This window comes from Ruegeria sp. CDSC042 (assembly GCF_059610745.1).
The window spans coordinates 325,100-343,664 of the sequence record NZ_JBXWOF010000004.1 but is presented as its reverse complement, the minus strand read 5'-3'; the positions used below and the strand labels follow the sequence as shown (position 1 = coordinate 343,664).

The following is an 18,565-nucleotide window of genomic DNA, read 5'->3' as shown; positions in this document are numbered from 1 at the left end:
TCAACCTTGAGCCTGCGCCAATCATTCCCCATATAGAGACCAACCGCCAAATCGGAGGATAACCATGCAAACCCGCAACAAGATTCTGGATGATGTTTCCCAACTCATGACCAACGCCATGGGTGTTGCCCAAGGCGCAAAGGACGAGGCGGAGAACGCCATGAAGTCGATGATCGACCGTTGGCTGGCCGATCGCGATTTCGTCACACGCGAAGAATTCGACGCTGTCCGTGCCATGGCTCAGAAAGCGCGCGAGGAAAACACAGCGCTCGAGGCGCGCATTGCAGCGTTGGAAGCCAAGCTGGGCGAATAATCCCCCGCGAAATTTTGGAAAAAAGACAAACGCCGCGCAATCCGGTTCTGGGTTGCGCGGTGTTGTGCATCATGCCGTCTTGCGGGAATTAATCAAGACAAAGCTGCATCTGATGCCAATATTTTGATCCCCGTTGCCAGCTATCCACAACTTATTGCTGTTATCCCCAAAAATGGGGGTTGTCAGGCCACCACCCACAGCGCACCATATTTAGTACAGGCCTATGGGGGAAGCCCGGCTTGTAGAGCAGGCAACTAGCGCTGGGGCGCTGCCAGCCCCGAAATGCTAGAAATTAGTGAGGTGGCATTATGGCCCTTTCCGAGCAGTTTCTTGAAGAAGACCTTCATCCGATCGACATTGTTGAACATCTTGCCGAACATCACGATTGGGACTTTGATCGGATCGGGGATGATCAGATCGCAATGGCTGTCGAAGGACAGTGGCGCACCTACTCGATTACGCTGGCCTGGTCGAATTATGACGAAACGCTGCGTATGGTGTGCTCGTTCGAGATGGAGCCACCTGAGGCGCGCGAGACCGAGCTTTATGAACTGCTGAACAAGATGAACGATCAGTGCTGGGCCGGGGCCTTCACATACTGGGCCAATCAGAAGCTGATGGTTTACCGCTACGGTCTGGTTCTTGCGGGTGGTCAGATGGCCAGCCCGGAACAGATTGATACGATGATCACCGCAGCGGTCCTGAGCGCCGAGCGTTATTATCCCGCGATCCAACTGGTCACATGGGGCAACCGTACCCCGGAAGACGCGATGCAAGTCGCCATTGCAGAGGCCTACGGCCGCGCGTAAAGCTTTGCCCCGAGCCAAATAAGCGGAGGGGCAATCATGGACATGTCACGCGTCGCCGAACAGGGGCTGGTGCTTTTGGGATGCGGCAAGATGGGATCGGCCATGCTTGCCGGGTGGTTAGAGCATGGCCTTCCTGCCTCGTCAGTCTGGGTGATTGACCCTTTCCCGTCGGATTGGCTGAAATCGTCGGGCGTCAACATCAATACCCCGCTACCCGAGGGGCCTGCAGTTGTGCTGGTCGCGGTAAAGCCGCAGATGATGGGCGATGCGCTGCCCGCAATTACAGCCTTGGGCGGCGGGCGCAGCCTGTTCGTGTCGGTCGCGGCGGGCACCTCAATCTCCACATTCGAAGAGGTGTTGGGCCAGAAAACACCAATCGTGCGTGCCATGCCGAACACCCCGGCGGCGATCCGACAGGGAATCACAGCGTTGATTGGAAATTCTGCTGTTTCGGATGCGGATCTGGCCCTAGCCGAAAACCTGCTATCTGCGGTCGGTGAGACGGTCAGATTGCAGGATGAGGCGCAGATTGATGCCGTTACCGGGCTGAGCGGGTCCGGCCCTGCATATGTATTCCACCTTATAGAAACGCTCGCTGCTGCGGGTCAGGCTCAGGGCCTGCCACATGAACTGGCGATGAGGTTGGCCAAGTCCACGGTCGCCGGGGCAGGGGCCTTGGCCATGGCGTCTGACGAGGACCCATCGCAACTGCGCGTCAATGTCACTTCGCCTAATGGAACCACGCAGGCCGCGCTTGAGGTCCTGATGCACGACGAATTCGGTTTTCCCGACCTGCTGCACCGCGCTGTTAAAGCCGCAACCGATCGGTCCAAGGAGCTGTCTCGTGGGTGAAATTACATTCGACGATTTTCTTAAGGTCGACATTCGCGTCGGCGAGGTTATCCGCGCCGAGCCCTTCCCCGAAGCGCGCAAGCCAGCGATCAAGATGTGGATCGATTTTGGACGAGACATCGGCGAGCGGAAAACCTCGGCCCAGATCACTGCGCATTATGATCCCGCCTCATTGGTGGGCAAGCAGGTGATGGCGGTGATAAATTTCCCTCCGCGCCAGATCGGCAAGTTCATGTCCGAAGTGCTTGTGTTGGGATTGCCCGATGAGACTGGTGAGATCGTCCTGATCGGGCCGGATGGCAAGGTTCCAACCGGTGGGCGAATGCACTGATGCGTGTGTTCATTGCCCGACCGATGACCGCCTCTGTCGCAGCACGTGCACGCGCAGAGTTCGACGCAGAGATGCGCAGTGAAACCTTGCCGATGTCACCCAAGGAAATGGGGCATGCGCTGTCCGAATTCGATGTGGTGGTGCCGACCTTGGGAGACCTGTTCTCGGCCCAGATATTTGCTGAGGTGCTGGAACCGCGGTGCAAACTGCTGGCAAACTTTGGGGTTGGGTATAATCACGTAGATGTGGAGGCGGCCCGTCAGGCCGGAATCGCGGTGACCAATACGCCTGGCGCTGTCACTGACGCTACGGCCGATATTGCCATGACATTGCTGCTGTCCACGGCCCGCCGCGCCGGAGAAGGCGAACGGCTGGTACGTTCAAACCTTTGGCAGGGTTGGCACCCGACACAGATGTTGGGCCATCACGTGACCGGCAAACGGGTCGGCATTGTGGGCATGGGGCGCATTGGGCAAGCCATCGCGCGACGTTGCCACTATGGGTTTGGTATGCACGTCGCCTATCAATCGCGTAGCCCAAAGGAGCTAGAGTTTCCGGCGGATTATGTCCCAGACCTCAAAGCTTTGGCTGCCGGTGTAGATTTCCTGATCCTGGCTGTGCCGGGCGGTGCCGAAACCCGGCATCTGATCAATGCGCAGGTGCTGCAGGCGATGAACGCTGCTGCCATCCTGATCAATATTTCTCGGGGAGAGGTAGTGGATGAATCGGCCCTGATTTCGGCGTTGCAAGAAAAGCAAATCGCGGGTGCGGGTCTGGATGTCTACGAATTCGAACCCGCAGTGCCGCAAGCTCTGATAGATTTGCAGAACGTGACCCTGTTGCCCCACCTGGGTACCGCGACTGAGGAGGTCCGCAGCGCTATGGGGCACATGGCGCTAGATAATGTTGCGGCCTTTGTTCAGGGGCGCCCGCTGCCAAATCCGGTTTAGGTGCCCACGGCCTCGCGCCAATGCCTGCGGCACAGCGAGACATAGGTTTCGTTGCCACCAATTTGGACCTGAGCACCTTGGGTGATGGGATTTCCATTCTCGTCCTGACGAATCACCATTGTTGCCTTGCGGCCGCATTCGCAGATCGTGCGAACCTCACGCATCTCATCCGCCAGCGCCAGCAAGGCGGCCGACCCGGGAAACAGCCGGCCCTGAAAATCGACCCGCAACCCATAGGCCAGCACCGGCACGTTCAGGTCATCTACGGCGCGGGCCAGTTGCCAGACCTGATCTTCGGTCAGGAACTGGGCTTCGTCGATAAAGACACATGCAATTTTGCCTTGCGCCAGACGGGCTTCGATCATGGCGAAAACATCATCATCGGTGTCAAAAGTATCAGCCTCGGATGATATCCCAATCCGCGAGGCAATTTTCCCAGCACCGGCGCGCCCATCCAATGCAGCCGTCATCAGGTAAGTATCCATGCCGCGCTCGCGATAGTTATGCGAGGCTTGCAGCAACACGGTCGATTTGCCCGCGTTCATAGTCGAGTAGTTGAAGTAAAGTTTTGCCATGGCTCGGGTCTAATTCGCCAGCCCCGCCTGGGCAAGCCATCTCATGTGGCGAAATGAGCGACGCCGCCGTTGTCCAGTTAGGGGATGAGCTCACGCTCTTTGGGGATGGAGCCCCTGCACTCACAACAGCGACGCCTTCGGCCTATAAGCGGCCTAAACGAAGCGGGGCTAATATGTGCCCCGCTATCACTCGCTACCGGCATTATTGCCGCCACTCACTCACAAAACCCTCGCATATCTGAGGGATAGCCAACATATCGCATTTCAATTATGACTCAGGTATGGGAAATTTCATTTCCCTTTCCCCCGCAATGGCAGATGTAGTGGGGAAGGCAGGTAGCAAAGGTAAAAACATGGCAGATATCGGGGCCTATCTCAAAAAGCACACCGAAGCGTTGGTCAAGGACGTTGGAATTGAGTCCGCGTGCGAGATCACGGGTAAATCCAAAGCCACGCTTGGCCGATATTATTCAGATAACGCAGAGCATGCTGATCGGTTCATGCCGGTTGATGCAGTTGCACGCCTTGAAGCGGTGGCCAACTTTCCGCATGTGACGTCGGCTTTGGCCGACCTCAAGAACATTACGCTGTCATATGATGGCCGCAACACGGACGCTCCTCGCACCGGAGGTGTTAATTCGGATGTCATCGCGTTGAGCCAACGCTTTGCCATGCTTATGACCGAATACCAGTCTGCTATCGAAGACGGTATCATCACGGTGAACGAGGCCAAACGCCTGTTGAAGGAAACCAGCCTGCTGCAGCATGTTCTGATCGAGATGAAGCTGCACCTGGAAGAAGAAAGCGTGAGCTGAGGCAAGGGAAGCTGCGTGTCTTGATCCAGTTTGGTGTGCGTACCGATACTCATGACATGCTAGGTCAAGCTTGACCCGATCTGAACGCTCGCATGCTGGGGCTTTTGCCGCTTGCCGCCGGACGGGGTGATGCCAGTGCTGAAACAAGGATCAAACAACCAAGCCGGGTAGAATGAGCCCGGTTTTCTTGTACGAATTTGTAGTTGCGCGGAGTGTTGTCTTAACCGTGCCGTTTCACGATTACCGAACCCACGGAATACCCTGCTCCGAAGGAACAGATAAGGCCGATCTCGCCATCGGTGAAATCGTCCGAGTATTTCGAAAATGCGATGATCGACCCTGCCGAGGACGTGTTCGCATAGTCTTGCAGGATGTTTGGCTGCTCTCCGGGGGCGGGCTCGCGGCCCATGACTTTTTTACCGATGAAATCATTCATCGTTTTGTTCGCCTGATGCAGCCAAAGACGTTTGAGATCGGCGTTGCTGATCCCTTCGGCGTCCATGTGATCGGCAATGTGCTTGCTGACCATTGGAAGAACCTCTTTGAACACTTTACGGCCGTTTTGCATGAACTGCATATCGCGGCGGTCGGTCAATCCCTCTGGCCGAGTGCGACGCAGGAAGCCATTATTGTTTCGGATGTTGTTGGAAAAATCCGTGGCGCAGCTGGTCGACAAAATCTCGAAATGCGGTCCGGTCGCATCCTCGATCCGTTCAATCAAGGTGGCCGTTGCCACGTCACCAAAAATAAAGTGGCAATCACGGTCACGCCATTCCAGGTGGCCCGTGCAAATCTCGGGGTTTACCACAAGCGCACATTTGACCGACCCGGACCTGACCATATCCGCCGCCGCCTGAATGCCGAACGTGGCCGAAGAACAGGCAACGTTCATATCGAATCCGAACCCTTTGCATCCCAGCGCCTGCTGGATCTCGATCGCGATTGCAGGATAAGCCCGTTCATGGTTCGAAGCCGCGCAGATTACCAGATCAACATCGTCCCCGTTGCGCCCAGCCTGTGCCAGTGCTTTCTTGCAGGCGTCAACGGCCATTTCGGTCATGATGCCAGGTTCATCGTCAGAGCGCTGACGAAACAGCGGGTGCATCACGTCGGGATCCAGAACCCCCGCTTTGTCCATCACATAGCGGTTCTCGATTCCGGAGGCCTTCAGAATGAACTCTTCAGACGAATGCTGCATCGGCTCAACGTCACCAGCGGCAATCGCCTCTGCGTTCTGGGTGTTCATCCTGTCGGCATATGCATTGAAGGCCGAAACGAGCTCGGCATTCGTAATGACATTATCTGGCGTGAAAACACCCGAGCCGGTGATTGCTGGCGTATACATGTTGCGTCCTGGATTTCTGGATTCACCCAAAATGCCGTTATGATTGGTATTGTTCAAGAGAGATTGACCCGAGGGAATGTTAAGCTTGGTTGGAAATTGAGCTTCAGTTCTTGAATAGTTCGTTTTTCGAAGTATATACGCGTCAAATTCTGCAAGGAATCAACCCATGGCCCATGATCATAACACTCTGTTGCATCGCTTAAGCCCCGAGATGCAGGCGATGATGGGTGTGTATGCGCTCTATTGGAAGCTCGAGGAGAGCTTCGATGCCATCGAAATAGAACTGAGCCATCAGGAATGCCATATGGTGATCAAATTGGATCAGCCCAGGCGCATGGGCGTTTTAGCGGCTGACATGCTGTCAGTTCCTTCGACAATCACGTCGACCGCCGATGCCTTGGAAAAAGCGGGCTATCTGAGACGCGAACGCGATCCAGAGGATCGCCGTGCATGGCTTTTGGTTTTGACCGAAAAAGGCACAGAAACACGCCAGATGCTTGTAGCCCAAGCAGGCGCCCTGTTTCAGCGCGCGTCCGGACTGAACAAAGATGAAACCGCAGAATTCGCAAGACTGGCCCGGAAGATCCGGGAAAACATACTGAAAACTGGAATTCCCGAGGGACTGAAGAAATGAAACTGATCTCTGCTTTGGGCGTGGCCCTGATCTTTCTCTCCAGCTCAATCATGGCTGAAGAAGCTGCCAAGCCGGTAAAGCTGATGGTGGTAAAGGAAACCACGCCTGGGTTCACACGTCAGTTCTTTGGTCGCGTCGCTGCGCGGCAAACGGTTGATCTGGCCTTTCAGGTGGCTGGACAGATTGTTGAAATGCCAGTGGCTGAAGGATTTGTCATCCCCAAGGGTGAGCTGATCGCCGAGCTGGATCGTGAGCCGTTCCAGCGCCGCTATGATCGTGCCGTTCTGCAAAAAGATCAGGCGGATCGGACCCTGGCCCGCCTGTCTCGGCTGCGGGGAACTGCGGCCAGCCAAGTGGCTGTGGACGACTCTGAGACTGCGGCGCAACTGGCTGATATCGCTGTGCGTGACGCGCTTTACGACCTGGAACAGGCGACATTGACGGCACCGTTTAACGCGCTGGTGTCCAGCCGGGCGGTCGAGGCCTTTACCACTGTTTCCGCAGGTACCCCGATCGTGCGTATCCATGATATGTCCGAACTTCGGATTGAGGTCGACGTACCCGAAATTTTGTTTCAACGGTCGGGCCAGCAGGATGACATCACCATCACCGCGAAATTTCCGGTGAGCGACGAAGTCTTCCCGCTTCAGATCCGCGAATTCGATGCTGAATCTTCAAGCGTCGGTCAAACCTTCCGCATCCAATTTGGCCTGACACCGCCTGAAGGGCTGCAAATTCTGCCTGGTTCGTCGGCTACTGTGACCGTTCGGGTCAAGGACCAGAAACGGGGAATCTTTGTTCCGCCTACAGCCATTGTGGCCGATGTCGAAGGGGCGCTGGGCGTAATGGTGTTTTCTCCGACTGGGGCTGACCAAGGGACACTGCGCCGCGTCCCCGTTACCATCGAGCCCACGGAAACCGGTGATGTCAACGTACTGGACGGCCTAAGTGACGGGGAAGAAATCGTTGTCGCCGGCGGCGACGTTTTGATTGACGGTCAGGTGGTGCGCCGCTTTACCGGTCTTGCCAACTAAGGGGCGGATTGATGAACATCGCACGCGCATCCATTGATCGCCCTATCTATACATGGCTGGTCATCCTGATCGCCTTGTTCGGCGGTATCTGGGGATTTCTGTCGCTTGGCCGTCTGGAAGATCCAGCCTTCACAATCAAAAACGCCGTCATCGCTACCCAATATCCGGGGGCAACGGCTGAACAAGTGGCGCTGGAGGTTTCAGAGCCACTGGAATCCGCCATCCAGCAGATGGGCGAGGTCAAGACAATCACATCAATGAACCAGCCCGGTTTTTCGCTGATCGAGGTCGAGATTAACTCAGCCTATGATGGGACCGAGCTGCCGGAGATCTGGACCAAATTGCGCGCCAAGGTCCGTGACGCCTCACGGGAGCTGCCATCCGGGGTGGGTGATCCGCTGGTCAATGACGGGTTTGGCGATGTGTTTGGCTTGTTTTATGCGGTCACGGCCGAGGGCTTCTCGGACGCTGAAAAACATGAGCTTTCCACATTTCTTCGGCGCGAACTACTGACGGTTGACGGTGTCGCGGATGTCGAGGTGATGGGCCTGCCGCAAGAGGCGATCTTTATCGAACCCGACCTGTCTATTTCGGTGAACCAAAACGTGCCTCTGCAGGCGCTTACCGACGCGATTACAAATGCGGACTCGGTAAACTCGTCGGGGTCATTGCGATCAGAAGATGGCCGGACCGCGATATTAACCGCCGAAGGATCCGATACGGTTTCCGCCATTGCTGGCCTTTCTGTTGGATCGCAGGGCCAGGTTATCAACCTGTTCGATATGTCGAATGTACATCGTGGTCGCCTAACCGATCCTAATGTCATCATCCGGTTCAACGGGACCGAAGCTTTCACTCTGGGTATCGCTGGGCTTTCGACTGATAATATCGTTGAGGTCGGCAAGCGTGCTGACGCGAAATTTGCCGAGTTGGATTCTCAGATCCCCTATGGTGTCGAGATCCTGCCGATTTACCAGCAGCACGTCGTTGTTGAGCAGGCATCGAACGACTTTCTGGTGAACCTCGCGCTGTCGGTCTCTATTGTTGTTGCGGTTTTGGCCCTGTTCATGGGTTGGCGCGCGGCTGTGGTTGTGGGAACAACTCTGTTGCTGACCGTGGTTGGCACGTTGTTGTTCATGGCATTGTTCTCGATCGAGATGGAACGAATTTCGTTGGGCGCTTTGATCATCGCGATGGGTATGTTGGTGGACAACGCCATTGTGGTGGCCGAAGGAATGCAGATTGCAATGCTGCGCGGCAAGAATTCGCGTGATGCGGCGGATGAGGCTGCGGCCAAAACGCAAATTCCGCTGTTGGGAGCAACGGTGATTGGCATCATGGCTTTTGCCGGGATTGGTCTTAGCCCTGATGCGACGGGCGAGTTCTTGTTTTCGCTATTTGCTGTTATCGGGATATCGCTGCTGCTGAGCTGGACCCTGGCGCTGACGGTGACTCCGATGCTTGGGCACTATTTCTTCAAGCAGGGCAAAGAAGGTGAAATTGATGCCTATGGCGGGATCATGTTCCGTGTTTATGGCGCGATCCTAAACTGGGCGCTGCGGTTCCGTTGGATGGTGATTGCAATGCTGGTGGGCATTACCGTGGTCTGTTTCGCAGGATTTGGTTTGGTCAAACAACAGTTCTTTCCAGACTCGAATACACCGCTGTTTTTCGTGCATTACAACCTGCCGCAGGGCACACCCATTGCGCGCACCGCCGAGGATATGGCTGTTTTCGAAAACTGGCTGGCGGATCGGGACGATGTGGTATCTGTCACGACATTTGTTGGGCAAGGAGCAACTCGTTTTTTGTTGACCTACTCTTCGGAAAAACCGAACCCCAGCTACGGTCACATGATCATCCGGACGGAAACATTGGATGACATTCCGGCTTTGCGGGCGGATCTCGAGGCGTTTGGCTCGGCGCAGTTCCCCGAAGGCAAGTTCCGCACCAAGCGGCTGGTCTTTGGTCCTGGCGGCGGTGATCCAATTCAGGCCCGTTTCTCGGGAAGCGATCCGGCGGTGCTTCGGCAACTTGCGAATGAGGCTGTGCAGACGATGCGCGCGGCCTCGCCCAATGCGCTGAACGTCTATCACGACTGGCGCGAACAAGGGCTGGCTGTCCAGCCAATTTATGCGACCGAACGGGCGCAGACCGCAGGGGTGTCGCGCGAAGATATCGCGGCGACTCTGCAATTCTCGACCGATGGGATCACCGGTGGTGTGTTCCGCGAGCGCGACCGTCTGATTCCGATCATCTTGCGCCGCCCGGTGGACGGGGATTATTCGATCGTGGATCAGGTTGTATTCTCGGACCAGTCGCAGAAATTCGTGCCGATCGAGCAGATGGTCGACAGGTTCGAATATAAGGCACTCAATACGCTGGTTCACCGCCGGGATCGTGTGCTGACCATTACGGTAGGGGCCGACATCCCGCCGGATTTGACAGCTGCGCAGGTTCATTCCGAAGTCCGCACAGCTATTGAAAGCATGGAGCTGCCAGCGGGCTATCGACTGGAATGGGGTGGAGAGTTCGAGAATGCTGGCGATGCAAATAAAAGCCTGGGTCGTCAGTTGCCGTTGAGCCTGTTGATCATGGTTCTGATTTCGGTGCTGATATTCAACGCCATTCGTCAGCCGATCATTATCTGGCTGTTGGTACCGATGTCGGTAAACGGAGTGGTGATCGGTCTGCTGGGAACGGGTCTGCCGTTCACATTTACGGCGCTACTGGGACTGCTTAGCCTATCGGGGATGCTGATCAAGAACGGTATCGTTTTGGTCGAAGAGATCGACTTGGTACGTGCAACCGGGCAGGGGTTGCGTGAATCGATCATAGAGGCTTCGGTCTCGCGTTTGCGCCCCGTGATGCTGGCCGCAATCACGACGATTTTGGGTATGGCTCCGTTGTTGACGGATGCGTTCTTCAGGTCGATGGCGGTGACCATCATGGGAGGTCTGGCCTTTGCCACGGTCCTTACCATGGTGGCGGCCCCCGTGTTCTACATGGTGTTCTTCCTGCCGGAGGAACGGCGCAAGAAACCACCGCAGCCGGTTGTCTAAATGAAAACCCCCGGTCATGGACCGGGGGTTTTGCTTTATTCTGGTGTAGTGGGGGGAAGGTCAGCCTTGCAGGGACCTGACCTCGACATCACCTTCGGCCTGCGCCTTTATCGCCAACGCGGCAGCGTGGCTGGCGGCGGCGGTGGTGAAATATGGGATCTTGTCATAAAGCGCGATGGATCGGATGGCCTTGCTGTCCTCGACCGCCTGTGCACCTTCGGTGGTATTCATCACCAACTGTACCTGACCATCTTTAAGCATGTCAGCGACGTCGGGGCGACCTTCGTAGACCTTGTTGACCAGATCACAGGCAATACCGTGCTCGGCCAGCCAGCTTTGCGTTCCGCGGGTGGCGACAAGGGCAAAGCCCTGCGCGGCCAGAACCTGTGCGGCCTCAAGCATGGCCGGGGTCTTGTCGGCATCCTTGATCGAGATAAACGCACGACCCGAGGATGGCAGAACCATGCCCGCACCCATCTGTGCTTTGAGGAAGGCACGGGGGAAGTCGCGGTCCCAGCCCATGACTTCTCCGGTCGAGCGCATCTCAGGCCCCAGAATAGTGTCGACGCCGGGGAACCGGGCGAAGGGCAGCACTGCCTCTTTCACCGAGAACCACGGCATATCCGGATCGGCCAGCGTCATCTGGTCGGCGATCTTGGTATCGTCCACGGTTTTGTATGCAGGGCGCAGTGGGAAATCCGCCAGCTTCTCGCCCGCCATCACACGCGCGGCGATTGAGGCGATGGCGCTGTCCGTCGCTTTGGCCACGAAGGGCACGGTACGCGAGGCGCGCGGGTTGACCTCGATCAGGTAGATATCATCATCCTTGATCGCGAATTGAATGTTCATCAAGCCGACAACGTTCAGCGCCTTGGCCAGCTTGAAGGTCTGCTCTTTGACCCGGCCAATCACTTCTTTCGACAGCGAGTAAGGTGGCAGCGAACAGGCGCTATCGCCCGAGTGCACGCCGGCCTCTTCGATATGCTGCATGATGCCTGCGACATGAACATCCGTGCCGTCGCACAGCGCGTCGACATCCAGTTCAACCGCGCCCGCCAGATAGCTGTCTAGCAGCACAGGGCTGTCGCCCGAGACCACCACGGCCTCGTTGATATAGCGCCGCAGCTGGTCCATATCGCGCACGATTTCCATCGCGCGGCCACCCAGAACATAGGAGGGACGGATCACCAGCGGAAAGCCGATATCCTCGGCGATTTTCAGCGCTTGCTCGTCGGTCGATGCGATGCCGTTATTGGGCTGTTTCAGGCCCAGATCATTGACAAGCGCCTGGAACCGCTCGCGGTCTTCGGCCAGGTCGATGGCGTCGGGCGTGGTGCCGAGGATCGGAATGCCTTCTTCTTCCAGCGCATTGGCCAGTTTCAACGGGGTCTGCCCGCCGAACTGAACGATCACACCGTGCAGAGTGCCGTTTTCCTGTTCTTTCGTCAGGATTTCCATGACGTGTTCGAATGTCAGCGGTTCAAAGTACAACCGGTCCGAGGTGTCATAATCGGTTGAAACCGTTTCGGGGTTACAGTTGATCATGATGGTCTCATAGCCCGCATCGGTCAGTGCGAAGCAGGCGTGACAACAGCAATAATCGAATTCGATCCCCTGACCGATCCGGTTGGGGCCGCCGCCCAGGATAACAACCTTCTTGCGGTCACTCGGGCGCGCCTCGCACTCAACATCACCCATCATAGGGGCTTCGTAGGTCGAGTACATATAGGGCGTCTGCGCCTCAAACTCGGCAGCGCAAGTGTCGATGCGCTTGAATACTGCGTTAACACCCAGATTGCGGCGGGCGCGGCGTACATTGCCTTCGTCACGGCCTGTCAGGTTGCCCAGGCGCGCATCGGTAAAGCCAAGCATTTTCAGCCTGCGGATGCCTTCTTCGGTCACCGGCAGGCCGTCTTTGCGCAACTGACGCTCGGCCTCGATGATCTCGCGGATGCGGGCCAGGAACCAAGGGTCAAATTTGGTGACCCCAAATATCTCATCATCGGTCAAACCGTGACGCATGGCCTGCGCGATGGTGCGCAGACGGTCGGGGGTTTGCTTGCTGATCGCTTTGATCACCGCGACTTTGTCACTGACCTCGTCCCAGACACCAACGTTCAGGCCGGGGATTTCTACTTCATCAAAGCCAGTCAGGCCGGATTCCATCGAGGCCAGCGCCTTTTGCATCGATTCGTGGATCGTGCGGCCAATGGACATGGCCTCACCCACCGATTTCATCGCCGTGGTCAGGTAAGGTTCAGAGCCGGGGAACTTTTCGAACGCAAATTTCGGAATTTTTGTCACGACATAGTCGATGGTTGGCTCGAAGGAGGCGGGCGTGACCTTGGTGATGTCATTGTCCAGCTCGTCCAGCGTATAGCCAACAGCCAGCTTGGCCGCGATCTTCGCAATCGGGAACCCGGTCGCCTTGGACGCCAGCGCGGACGAACGCGACACGCGGGGGTTCATCTCGATCACGACCATTCGGCCGTCTTCGGGGTTGATCGCCCATTGTACGTTCGAACCGCCAGTCTCGACCCCAATCTCGCGCAGAACGGCGATGGAGCCGTTGCGCATGATCTGGTATTCTTTGTCGGTCAGTGTCAGGGCAGGGGCCACAGTGATCGAGTCGCCGGTATGCACACCCATCGGGTCGATATTCTCAATGGAACAGACGATGATGGCGTTGTCGGCCGTGTCGCGTACCACCTCCATCTCATACTCTTTCCAACCCAGCAGGCTCTCATCGACGAGGATTTGGTTTACCGGCGAGGCATCCATGCCCGAGCGGCAGAAGTGAATATAATCCTCGCGGTTATAAGCCACACCACCGCCGGTGCCGCCCATGGTAAAGGCGGGGCGAATGATGGCAGGCAGGCCGATGTCTTCCAGATCGCCCAAGGCAATCTGGACGCCAGCATCAAGATCGGTGGAGCCGTCGTCGCGCTTGGGGGCGGTAACGATGGTGGCCTTGGGGTTTTCGATGCCAAGCCGATCCATCGCTTCGCGGAATAGTTTGCGGTCTTCGGCCATTTCGATGGCGTCGCGGGTCGCACCGATCATCTCGACACCGAACTCGTCCAGTACGCCCATCTCTTCCAGTGCAAGTGAGGTGTTCAGTCCGGTCTGCCCACCCATTGTGGGCAACAAGGCGTCGGGGCGTTCTTTCTCGATGATCTTGGCGACAACTTCGGGCGTGATCGGCTCGATATAAGTGGCATCGGCCAGACCGGGATCGGTCATGATTGTAGCTGGGTTTGAGTTTACCAGAATGACCCGGTATCCTTCTTCGCGCAGGGCTTTACAGGCCTGTGCGCCTGAATAGTCGAATTCGCAGGCCTGACCGATGACAATGGGGCCCGCCCCGATGATCATGATCGACTGGATGTCGGTTCTTCTCGGCATAGCCTGTTTCCTTCGGTTAACTGCGAGTCAGGGCACCGCCCGCGTGCCCAAATTGTTCTGCGTTATAGGGACCGCGCCAAAAGGTTCAAGAGGTATCGGAAACAGGGGCGAAATTGCCGCTTTCCCCTCTTTCCCTTACCGCCGTATTGTCTATACCGCGCAGCACGACAAATGAGGATGCACGTGCGTATTCGTTTTGATCAGGGGCCGGCCGGATCGGGAACTTATTTCGAACGGCCAGACCGGGTGATCCGCGCAGACAAAGCGGAAGACGTGCCACAGGCTTTGGCGGCGCTGGATGAGGCACGCGCGGATGGGGCCTGGCTGGCCGGTTATGCAAGCTATGAGCTTGGATATGCGTTGGAACCCCGCCTGTTGGTCCGGATGCCTACTGACCGCCGCCTGCCACTGCTGTGTTTCGGCGCCTATGATGCGCCAGGCCAGTGCGATCTGCCCGCACCCCTAGGCGGTGTTGCCGAATTCACACCGCGCTGGGACGAGGCAAGATATGCACGCGCCTTTCAGCTGGTCCACGATGCGATCGGGGCAGGGGATATCTATCAGGCCAACCTGACGTTCCCCATTGACCTGACATTGCAAGGGGATAGCGCCGCGCTTTATGCGGCGTTGGCTGTGGGCCAGCCGGTCGGTCACGGAGCGCTGGTTCAGCAGGATGATTTGCCCGATTTGCTCAGCCGCTCGCCAGAGTTGTTCTTTCGCACCGGTGCAGATCGGACGATCGAAACCCGCCCGATGAAGGGCACACAACCCCGCAGCGAAGACATGGCCGAGGACGCGCGCCGCCGCGATTTCTTGTCGAGAGACGAGAAGAACCGCGCTGAAAACCTAATGATCGTTGACCTTCTGCGCAATGACATCAGCCGGGTTGCGCTGCCGGGGTCCGTGAAGGTACCCGAGCTATTCAAGGTCGAAACATATGCAACCGTGCATCAGATGATCTCGCTGGTGCAGGCGCAGCTGCATCTTGGGGCTGAACTTTCCGATATTCTAAACGCGTTATTTCCCTGCGGCTCGATCACAGGCGCGCCCAAAATTCGCGCGATGGAGATTTTGACCGATCTCGAACCCTGGCCACGCGATATCTATTGTGGTGCTATCGGCTGGGCCGCGCCAGACGGGCGATCCGAGTTCAACGTGGCTATTCGCACGCTGATGGTCGACGGCAACAAGGCCACGCTGAATGTGGGTGGGGGCGTCGTTTGGGACAGCACTGCCCCATCCGAATATGAGGAAGCGCTATGGAAGGCACGTTTCGCCCACCAGCTGACCCTGACTTCCGTCTGATCGAAACGCTGGCATTCCGGCCAGAGAGCGGGTTTGTGCGTGTTGGAAAACACCTAGCCCGGATGGAGCGTTCGGCACGGGCATTGGGGCTTCCTTTCGATGCAGGGCGCGCGATTGCAACGCTTGACCAAGTTGCGGGTTCAATCTCGTTGCGCTGTCGATTGACGATGGACATCAGTGGCGGGTTTGGCGTGACAACTGGTGCACTGGCGGATAACCCGTCCGTCTGGCGGGTCGCAGTTTCCAATACGAGGCTTGCCGCCTCTGATATCTGGTTGCAGCACAAGACGACGCAGCGCGATGTTTATGACCGGGCCCGGGCGGCACTGCCCGAGCGCGTAGATGAGTGGCTGTTTCTGAATGAGCGTGACGAAGTGTGCGAGGGCACCATCACTAACATCTTTCTGGACATGCCCGATGGTCGTTGCCTGACGCCGCCCTTGTCCTCCGGCTTGCTTCCCGGGATCTTGCGCGAAGACTTGCTGGAAAATAATAAAGTCAGCGAGGCGGTGCTGACCATGACCGACCTGCAAAGCGCGGAAAGGTTCTGGATGGGCAATTCCTTGCGAGGCCTGATCTGGGCGGAATTGGCGGTACTGTGAACAAGCAAACCGATTGGGCTGAAGCCGCAGCACCTTCCCGTTGGTTGCGACTGGAATTCGGTTTGTTCTTCATCGCCATACCTGTGCTGATCGCCGTACTTTTCCCGCCTAACTGGATGTTTCCATCGCTGTTTACCTTTACGGCCATCGGGATCGTGTTGTTGCATTTCACGCACGGATTTGCTTGGGCTGAATTGCGATATAACTGGCGCAACTGGTCCTGGCCCGAAGTCGCCGGCTTTGCTGTGGGAATGACCCTGTTTTGTGTTGCGCTAGTACGACTGACCCGTCCCGAAGATGCCTTTTTCCTGTTGCACAACCAACCCGAGCTGCTAGCGATGATTTGGGTGTTTTACCCATTCGTTTCCGCCCTGCCGCAAGAGCTGCTGTTCCGGTCGCTGTTCTTTCGTCGCTACCACGCAATCCTGCCCAATGGACGCACAGCTTATCTGCTGAATGCATCGCTCTTCTCGCTTGCGCATTTGATGTATTGGAGCTGGATCGTAGCTCTGATGACATTTGCCGGAGGGTTGCTGTTTACCTGGGCCTATCGCAAACGCGGATCGTTTTTCTATGCGGTTCTGCTGCATGCCATCGCGGGGAACATCATCTTTGCGGTGGGTCTGGGCATCTATTTCTACTCAGGCAACGTGCAAAGGCCGTTTTGACGGTGCGACTTGCCTTGACTTTCCCAGTCTGACGCGGTGTATCGGCCCGACCAATTCTGCGCCCGAAGGGATATGATCCATGCACGCCTATCGCAGCCACACCTGCGCCGCTCTGACCGCCGCCAATGTCGGTGAAACCGTTCGCCTGTCTGGCTGGGTGCATCGGGTCCGAGATCACGGCGGCGTTCTATTCATCGACCTTCGCGATCATTTCGGCGTCACACAGGTTTTGTGCGACGGCGACAGCGCGGCATTCGCCGAACTGGAAAAAGTCCGCTCGGAATGGTGTATCCGTATCGATGGCACAGTCAAAGCGCGCGCCGCTGATCTGGTGAACGCGAAATTGCCCACGGGCGAGATCGAAGTTTACGTGCGCGAGTTGGAAGTACTGGGCGCCGCTGACGAGCTGCCGCTGATGGTGTTCGGCGATCAGGAATACCCTGAGGAAACGCGCCTGCGCTATCGCTATCTGGACCTGCGCCGCGAAGTGATGCAGCAGAATATGACCTTGCGCTCGGACGTTGTTGCCTCGATGCGCCGCCGGATGTGGGATCAGGGCTTCCGCGAGTATCAGACGCCAATCATCACGGCGTCCTCGCCTGAAGGCGCGCGCGATTTCCTCGTTCCGTCACGTCTTCACCCGGGCAAGTTCTACGCGCTGCCGCAGGCCCCACAGCAGTTCAAACAGCTGATCATGGTGTCGGGCTTTGACAAGTATTTCCAGATCGCGCCCTGCTTCCGGGACGAAGACCCGCGCGCCGACCGCTCACCCACCGATTTCTACCAGCTTGACCTTGAGATGTCGTTTGTCGAGCAGCAGGACGTATTCGACACGATTCAGCCCGTTCTGACCGGCGTGTTCGAAGAGTTCGGCGGCGGCCGTAAAGTCGATCAGGACTGGCCGCAGATTTCCTACAAGGACGCGGCCTTGTGGTATGGCAGCGACAAGCCCGACCTGCGGAATCCTATTAAAATGCAAGTGGTCTCCGACCACTTCCGCGGGTCTGGGTTCGCGATTTTCGCGAAGCTGTTGGAGCAGGATGGCACCGAAATCCGCGCTATCCCTGCGCCGACGGGTGGCAGCCGCAAGTTCTGCGACCGCATGAACGCCTTTGCCCAGAAAGAGGGTCTGCCCGGTATGGGCTATATCTTCTGGCGCGATCAGGGCGAAGGGATGGAGGCCGCCGGTCCACTGGCCAAAAACATTGGCCCTGAACGGACCGAGGCGATCCGCCAGCAGTTGGGTCTGGGCGTCGGAGACGCTGCGTTCTTCCTTGGCGGCAAACCGAAAGCCTTTGAAAAGGTGGCCGGCAGGGCGCGCGATGTGATCGGTGATGAACTGAACCTGACCGAGAAAGACCGCTTTGCCTTTGCCTGGATCGTCGATTTCCCGATCTATGAGCAAGACGAAGAAACCGGTGCGATCGACTTTGAACACAACCCCTTCTCGATGCCGCAGGGCGGGATGGAGGCGCTGAACGGCAATCCTCTGGACGTGCGCGGTTATCAATATGACTTGGCCTGTAACGGATACGAGCTGGTCTCGGGCGCGATCCGGAACCACAAGCCCGAGATCATGCTGAAGGCCTTTGAGCTGGCTGGCTATGGCGCGGATGAGGTGAAATCCCGCTTTGGCGCGCTGTTCAACGCCTTCCACTATGGCGCCCCGCCGCACGGTGGCTGTGCAGCTGGTATCGACCGGATCGTGATGCTTTTGGCCGATGAAGCCAATATCCGCGAGGTCATGATGTTCCCGATGAACCAGCGCGCCGAGGATCTGATGATGCAGGCACCGTCCGACCCGGCCTCGGACCAGCTGATGGAGTTGGGCCTGCGGATTATCCCGCAGGACTGATAGAAAACCC

At 57.2% G+C, this 18,565-nt stretch carries 16 protein-coding genes; 13 read left to right on the top strand and 3 right to left on the bottom strand.

Annotated features, from left to right (window positions below):
- Positions 1-64 precede the first annotated feature (64 nt).
- The 5 genes from AC2FHX_RS11505 to AC2FHX_RS11485 all read left to right on the top strand — a co-directional run bounded on the left by AC2FHX_RS11505 (position 65) and on the right by AC2FHX_RS11485 (position 3,255).
- On the top strand, positions 65-313 hold the full coding sequence (locus tag AC2FHX_RS11505) for an accessory factor UbiK family protein (RefSeq protein WP_142636566.1): 249 nt from the start codon (positions 65-67) through the stop codon (positions 311-313).
- Between the two features lie 308 nt (positions 314-621).
- Positions 622-1,122 (top strand): type III secretion system chaperone family protein, encoded by a 501-nt coding sequence (locus tag AC2FHX_RS11500; protein WP_142636568.1) that lies wholly within the window; start codon positions 622-624, stop codon positions 1,120-1,122.
- Between the two features lie 36 nt (positions 1,123-1,158).
- The gene (gene proC / locus AC2FHX_RS11495) at positions 1,159-1,974 is read left to right on the top strand and encodes a pyrroline-5-carboxylate reductase (RefSeq protein WP_496701509.1); all 816 of its coding nucleotides are present in this window, start codon (positions 1,159-1,161) and stop codon (positions 1,972-1,974) included.
- On the top strand, positions 1,967-2,305 hold the full coding sequence (locus AC2FHX_RS11490) for a tRNA-binding protein (protein ID WP_496701511.1): 339 nt from the start codon (positions 1,967-1,969) through the stop codon (positions 2,303-2,305). Before proC ends, AC2FHX_RS11490 begins: the two co-directional genes overlap by 8 nt.
- Complete coding sequence (locus AC2FHX_RS11485; RefSeq protein WP_496701512.1) at positions 2,305-3,255, top strand: 2-hydroxyacid dehydrogenase; 951 nt, start codon at positions 2,305-2,307, stop codon at positions 3,253-3,255. Before AC2FHX_RS11490 ends, AC2FHX_RS11485 begins: the two co-directional genes overlap by 1 nt.
- Here the strand turns inward: AC2FHX_RS11485 and AC2FHX_RS11480 are convergent.
- Positions 3,252-3,830: a thymidine kinase gene (locus tag AC2FHX_RS11480; RefSeq protein ID WP_142636576.1), complete on the bottom strand. Its 579-nt coding sequence runs from the start codon at positions 3,828-3,830 to the stop codon at positions 3,252-3,254. The two genes, AC2FHX_RS11485 and AC2FHX_RS11480, sit on opposite strands and share 4 nt — an antisense overlap.
- 353 nt (positions 3,831-4,183) lie before the next feature.
- Here AC2FHX_RS11480 and AC2FHX_RS11475 point away from each other — a divergent pair, with 353 nt between their 5' ends.
- A complete protein-coding gene (locus tag AC2FHX_RS11475) occupies positions 4,184-4,645 on the top strand; it encodes a hypothetical protein (RefSeq protein ID WP_142636888.1) in 462 nt (153 codons plus the stop codon).
- A gap of 220 nt (positions 4,646-4,865) precedes the next feature.
- Here AC2FHX_RS11475 and AC2FHX_RS11470 read toward each other — a convergent pair whose 3' ends face one another.
- A complete protein-coding gene (locus tag AC2FHX_RS11470; protein ID WP_496701514.1) occupies positions 4,866-5,990 on the bottom strand; it encodes a beta-ketoacyl-ACP synthase III in 1,125 nt (374 codons plus the stop codon).
- A gap of 166 nt (positions 5,991-6,156) precedes the next feature.
- On the opposite strand from AC2FHX_RS11470, the gene AC2FHX_RS11465 reads away from it, so the two are divergent.
- The 3 genes from AC2FHX_RS11465 to AC2FHX_RS11455 are packed head-to-tail and all read left to right on the top strand — an operon-like array spanning position 6,157 to position 10,720.
- Complete coding sequence (locus AC2FHX_RS11465; protein WP_185956678.1) at positions 6,157-6,624, top strand: MarR family winged helix-turn-helix transcriptional regulator; 468 nt, start codon at positions 6,157-6,159, stop codon at positions 6,622-6,624.
- On the top strand, positions 6,621-7,658 hold the full coding sequence (locus AC2FHX_RS11460; RefSeq protein ID WP_271949243.1) for an efflux RND transporter periplasmic adaptor subunit: 1,038 nt from the start codon (positions 6,621-6,623) through the stop codon (positions 7,656-7,658). The genes AC2FHX_RS11465 and AC2FHX_RS11460 overlap by 4 nt, the downstream gene beginning before the upstream one ends.
- Before the next feature lie 11 nt (positions 7,659-7,669).
- The gene (locus AC2FHX_RS11455; protein WP_142636582.1) at positions 7,670-10,720 is read left to right on the top strand and encodes an efflux RND transporter permease subunit; all 3,051 of its coding nucleotides are present in this window, start codon (positions 7,670-7,672) and stop codon (positions 10,718-10,720) included.
- Between the two features lie 60 nt (positions 10,721-10,780).
- Here the strand turns inward: AC2FHX_RS11455 and carB are convergent, their stop codons facing one another.
- On the bottom strand, positions 10,781-14,125 hold the full coding sequence (carB, locus tag AC2FHX_RS11450) for a carbamoyl-phosphate synthase large subunit (protein WP_496701517.1): 3,345 nt from the start codon (positions 14,123-14,125) through the stop codon (positions 10,781-10,783).
- Positions 14,126-14,302: 177 nt separating this feature from the next.
- Between carB and AC2FHX_RS11445 the strand changes: the two genes are divergently transcribed.
- From AC2FHX_RS11445 to aspS, 4 genes are all read left to right on the top strand, one after another.
- On the top strand, positions 14,303-15,430 hold the full coding sequence (locus tag AC2FHX_RS11445; protein WP_496701808.1) for an aminodeoxychorismate synthase component I: 1,128 nt from the start codon (positions 14,303-14,305) through the stop codon (positions 15,428-15,430).
- The gene (locus AC2FHX_RS11440; protein WP_496701518.1) at positions 15,385-16,032 is read left to right on the top strand and encodes an aminotransferase class IV family protein; all 648 of its coding nucleotides are present in this window, start codon (positions 15,385-15,387) and stop codon (positions 16,030-16,032) included. The genes AC2FHX_RS11445 and AC2FHX_RS11440 overlap by 46 nt, the downstream gene beginning before the upstream one ends.
- Entirely contained in the window at positions 16,029-16,700 is a 672-nt protein-coding gene (locus AC2FHX_RS11435) for a CPBP family intramembrane glutamic endopeptidase (RefSeq protein WP_496701520.1), read from the top strand. Before AC2FHX_RS11440 ends, AC2FHX_RS11435 begins: the two co-directional genes overlap by 4 nt.
- 79 nt (positions 16,701-16,779) lie before the next feature.
- Positions 16,780-18,555 carry an aspartate--tRNA ligase gene (aspS, locus tag AC2FHX_RS11430; protein WP_142636592.1) on the top strand — a complete coding sequence of 592 codons (1,776 nt, stop codon included), beginning with the start codon at positions 16,780-16,782 and terminating at the stop codon, positions 18,553-18,555.
- The last annotated feature ends 10 nt before the right edge of the window (positions 18,556-18,565 follow it).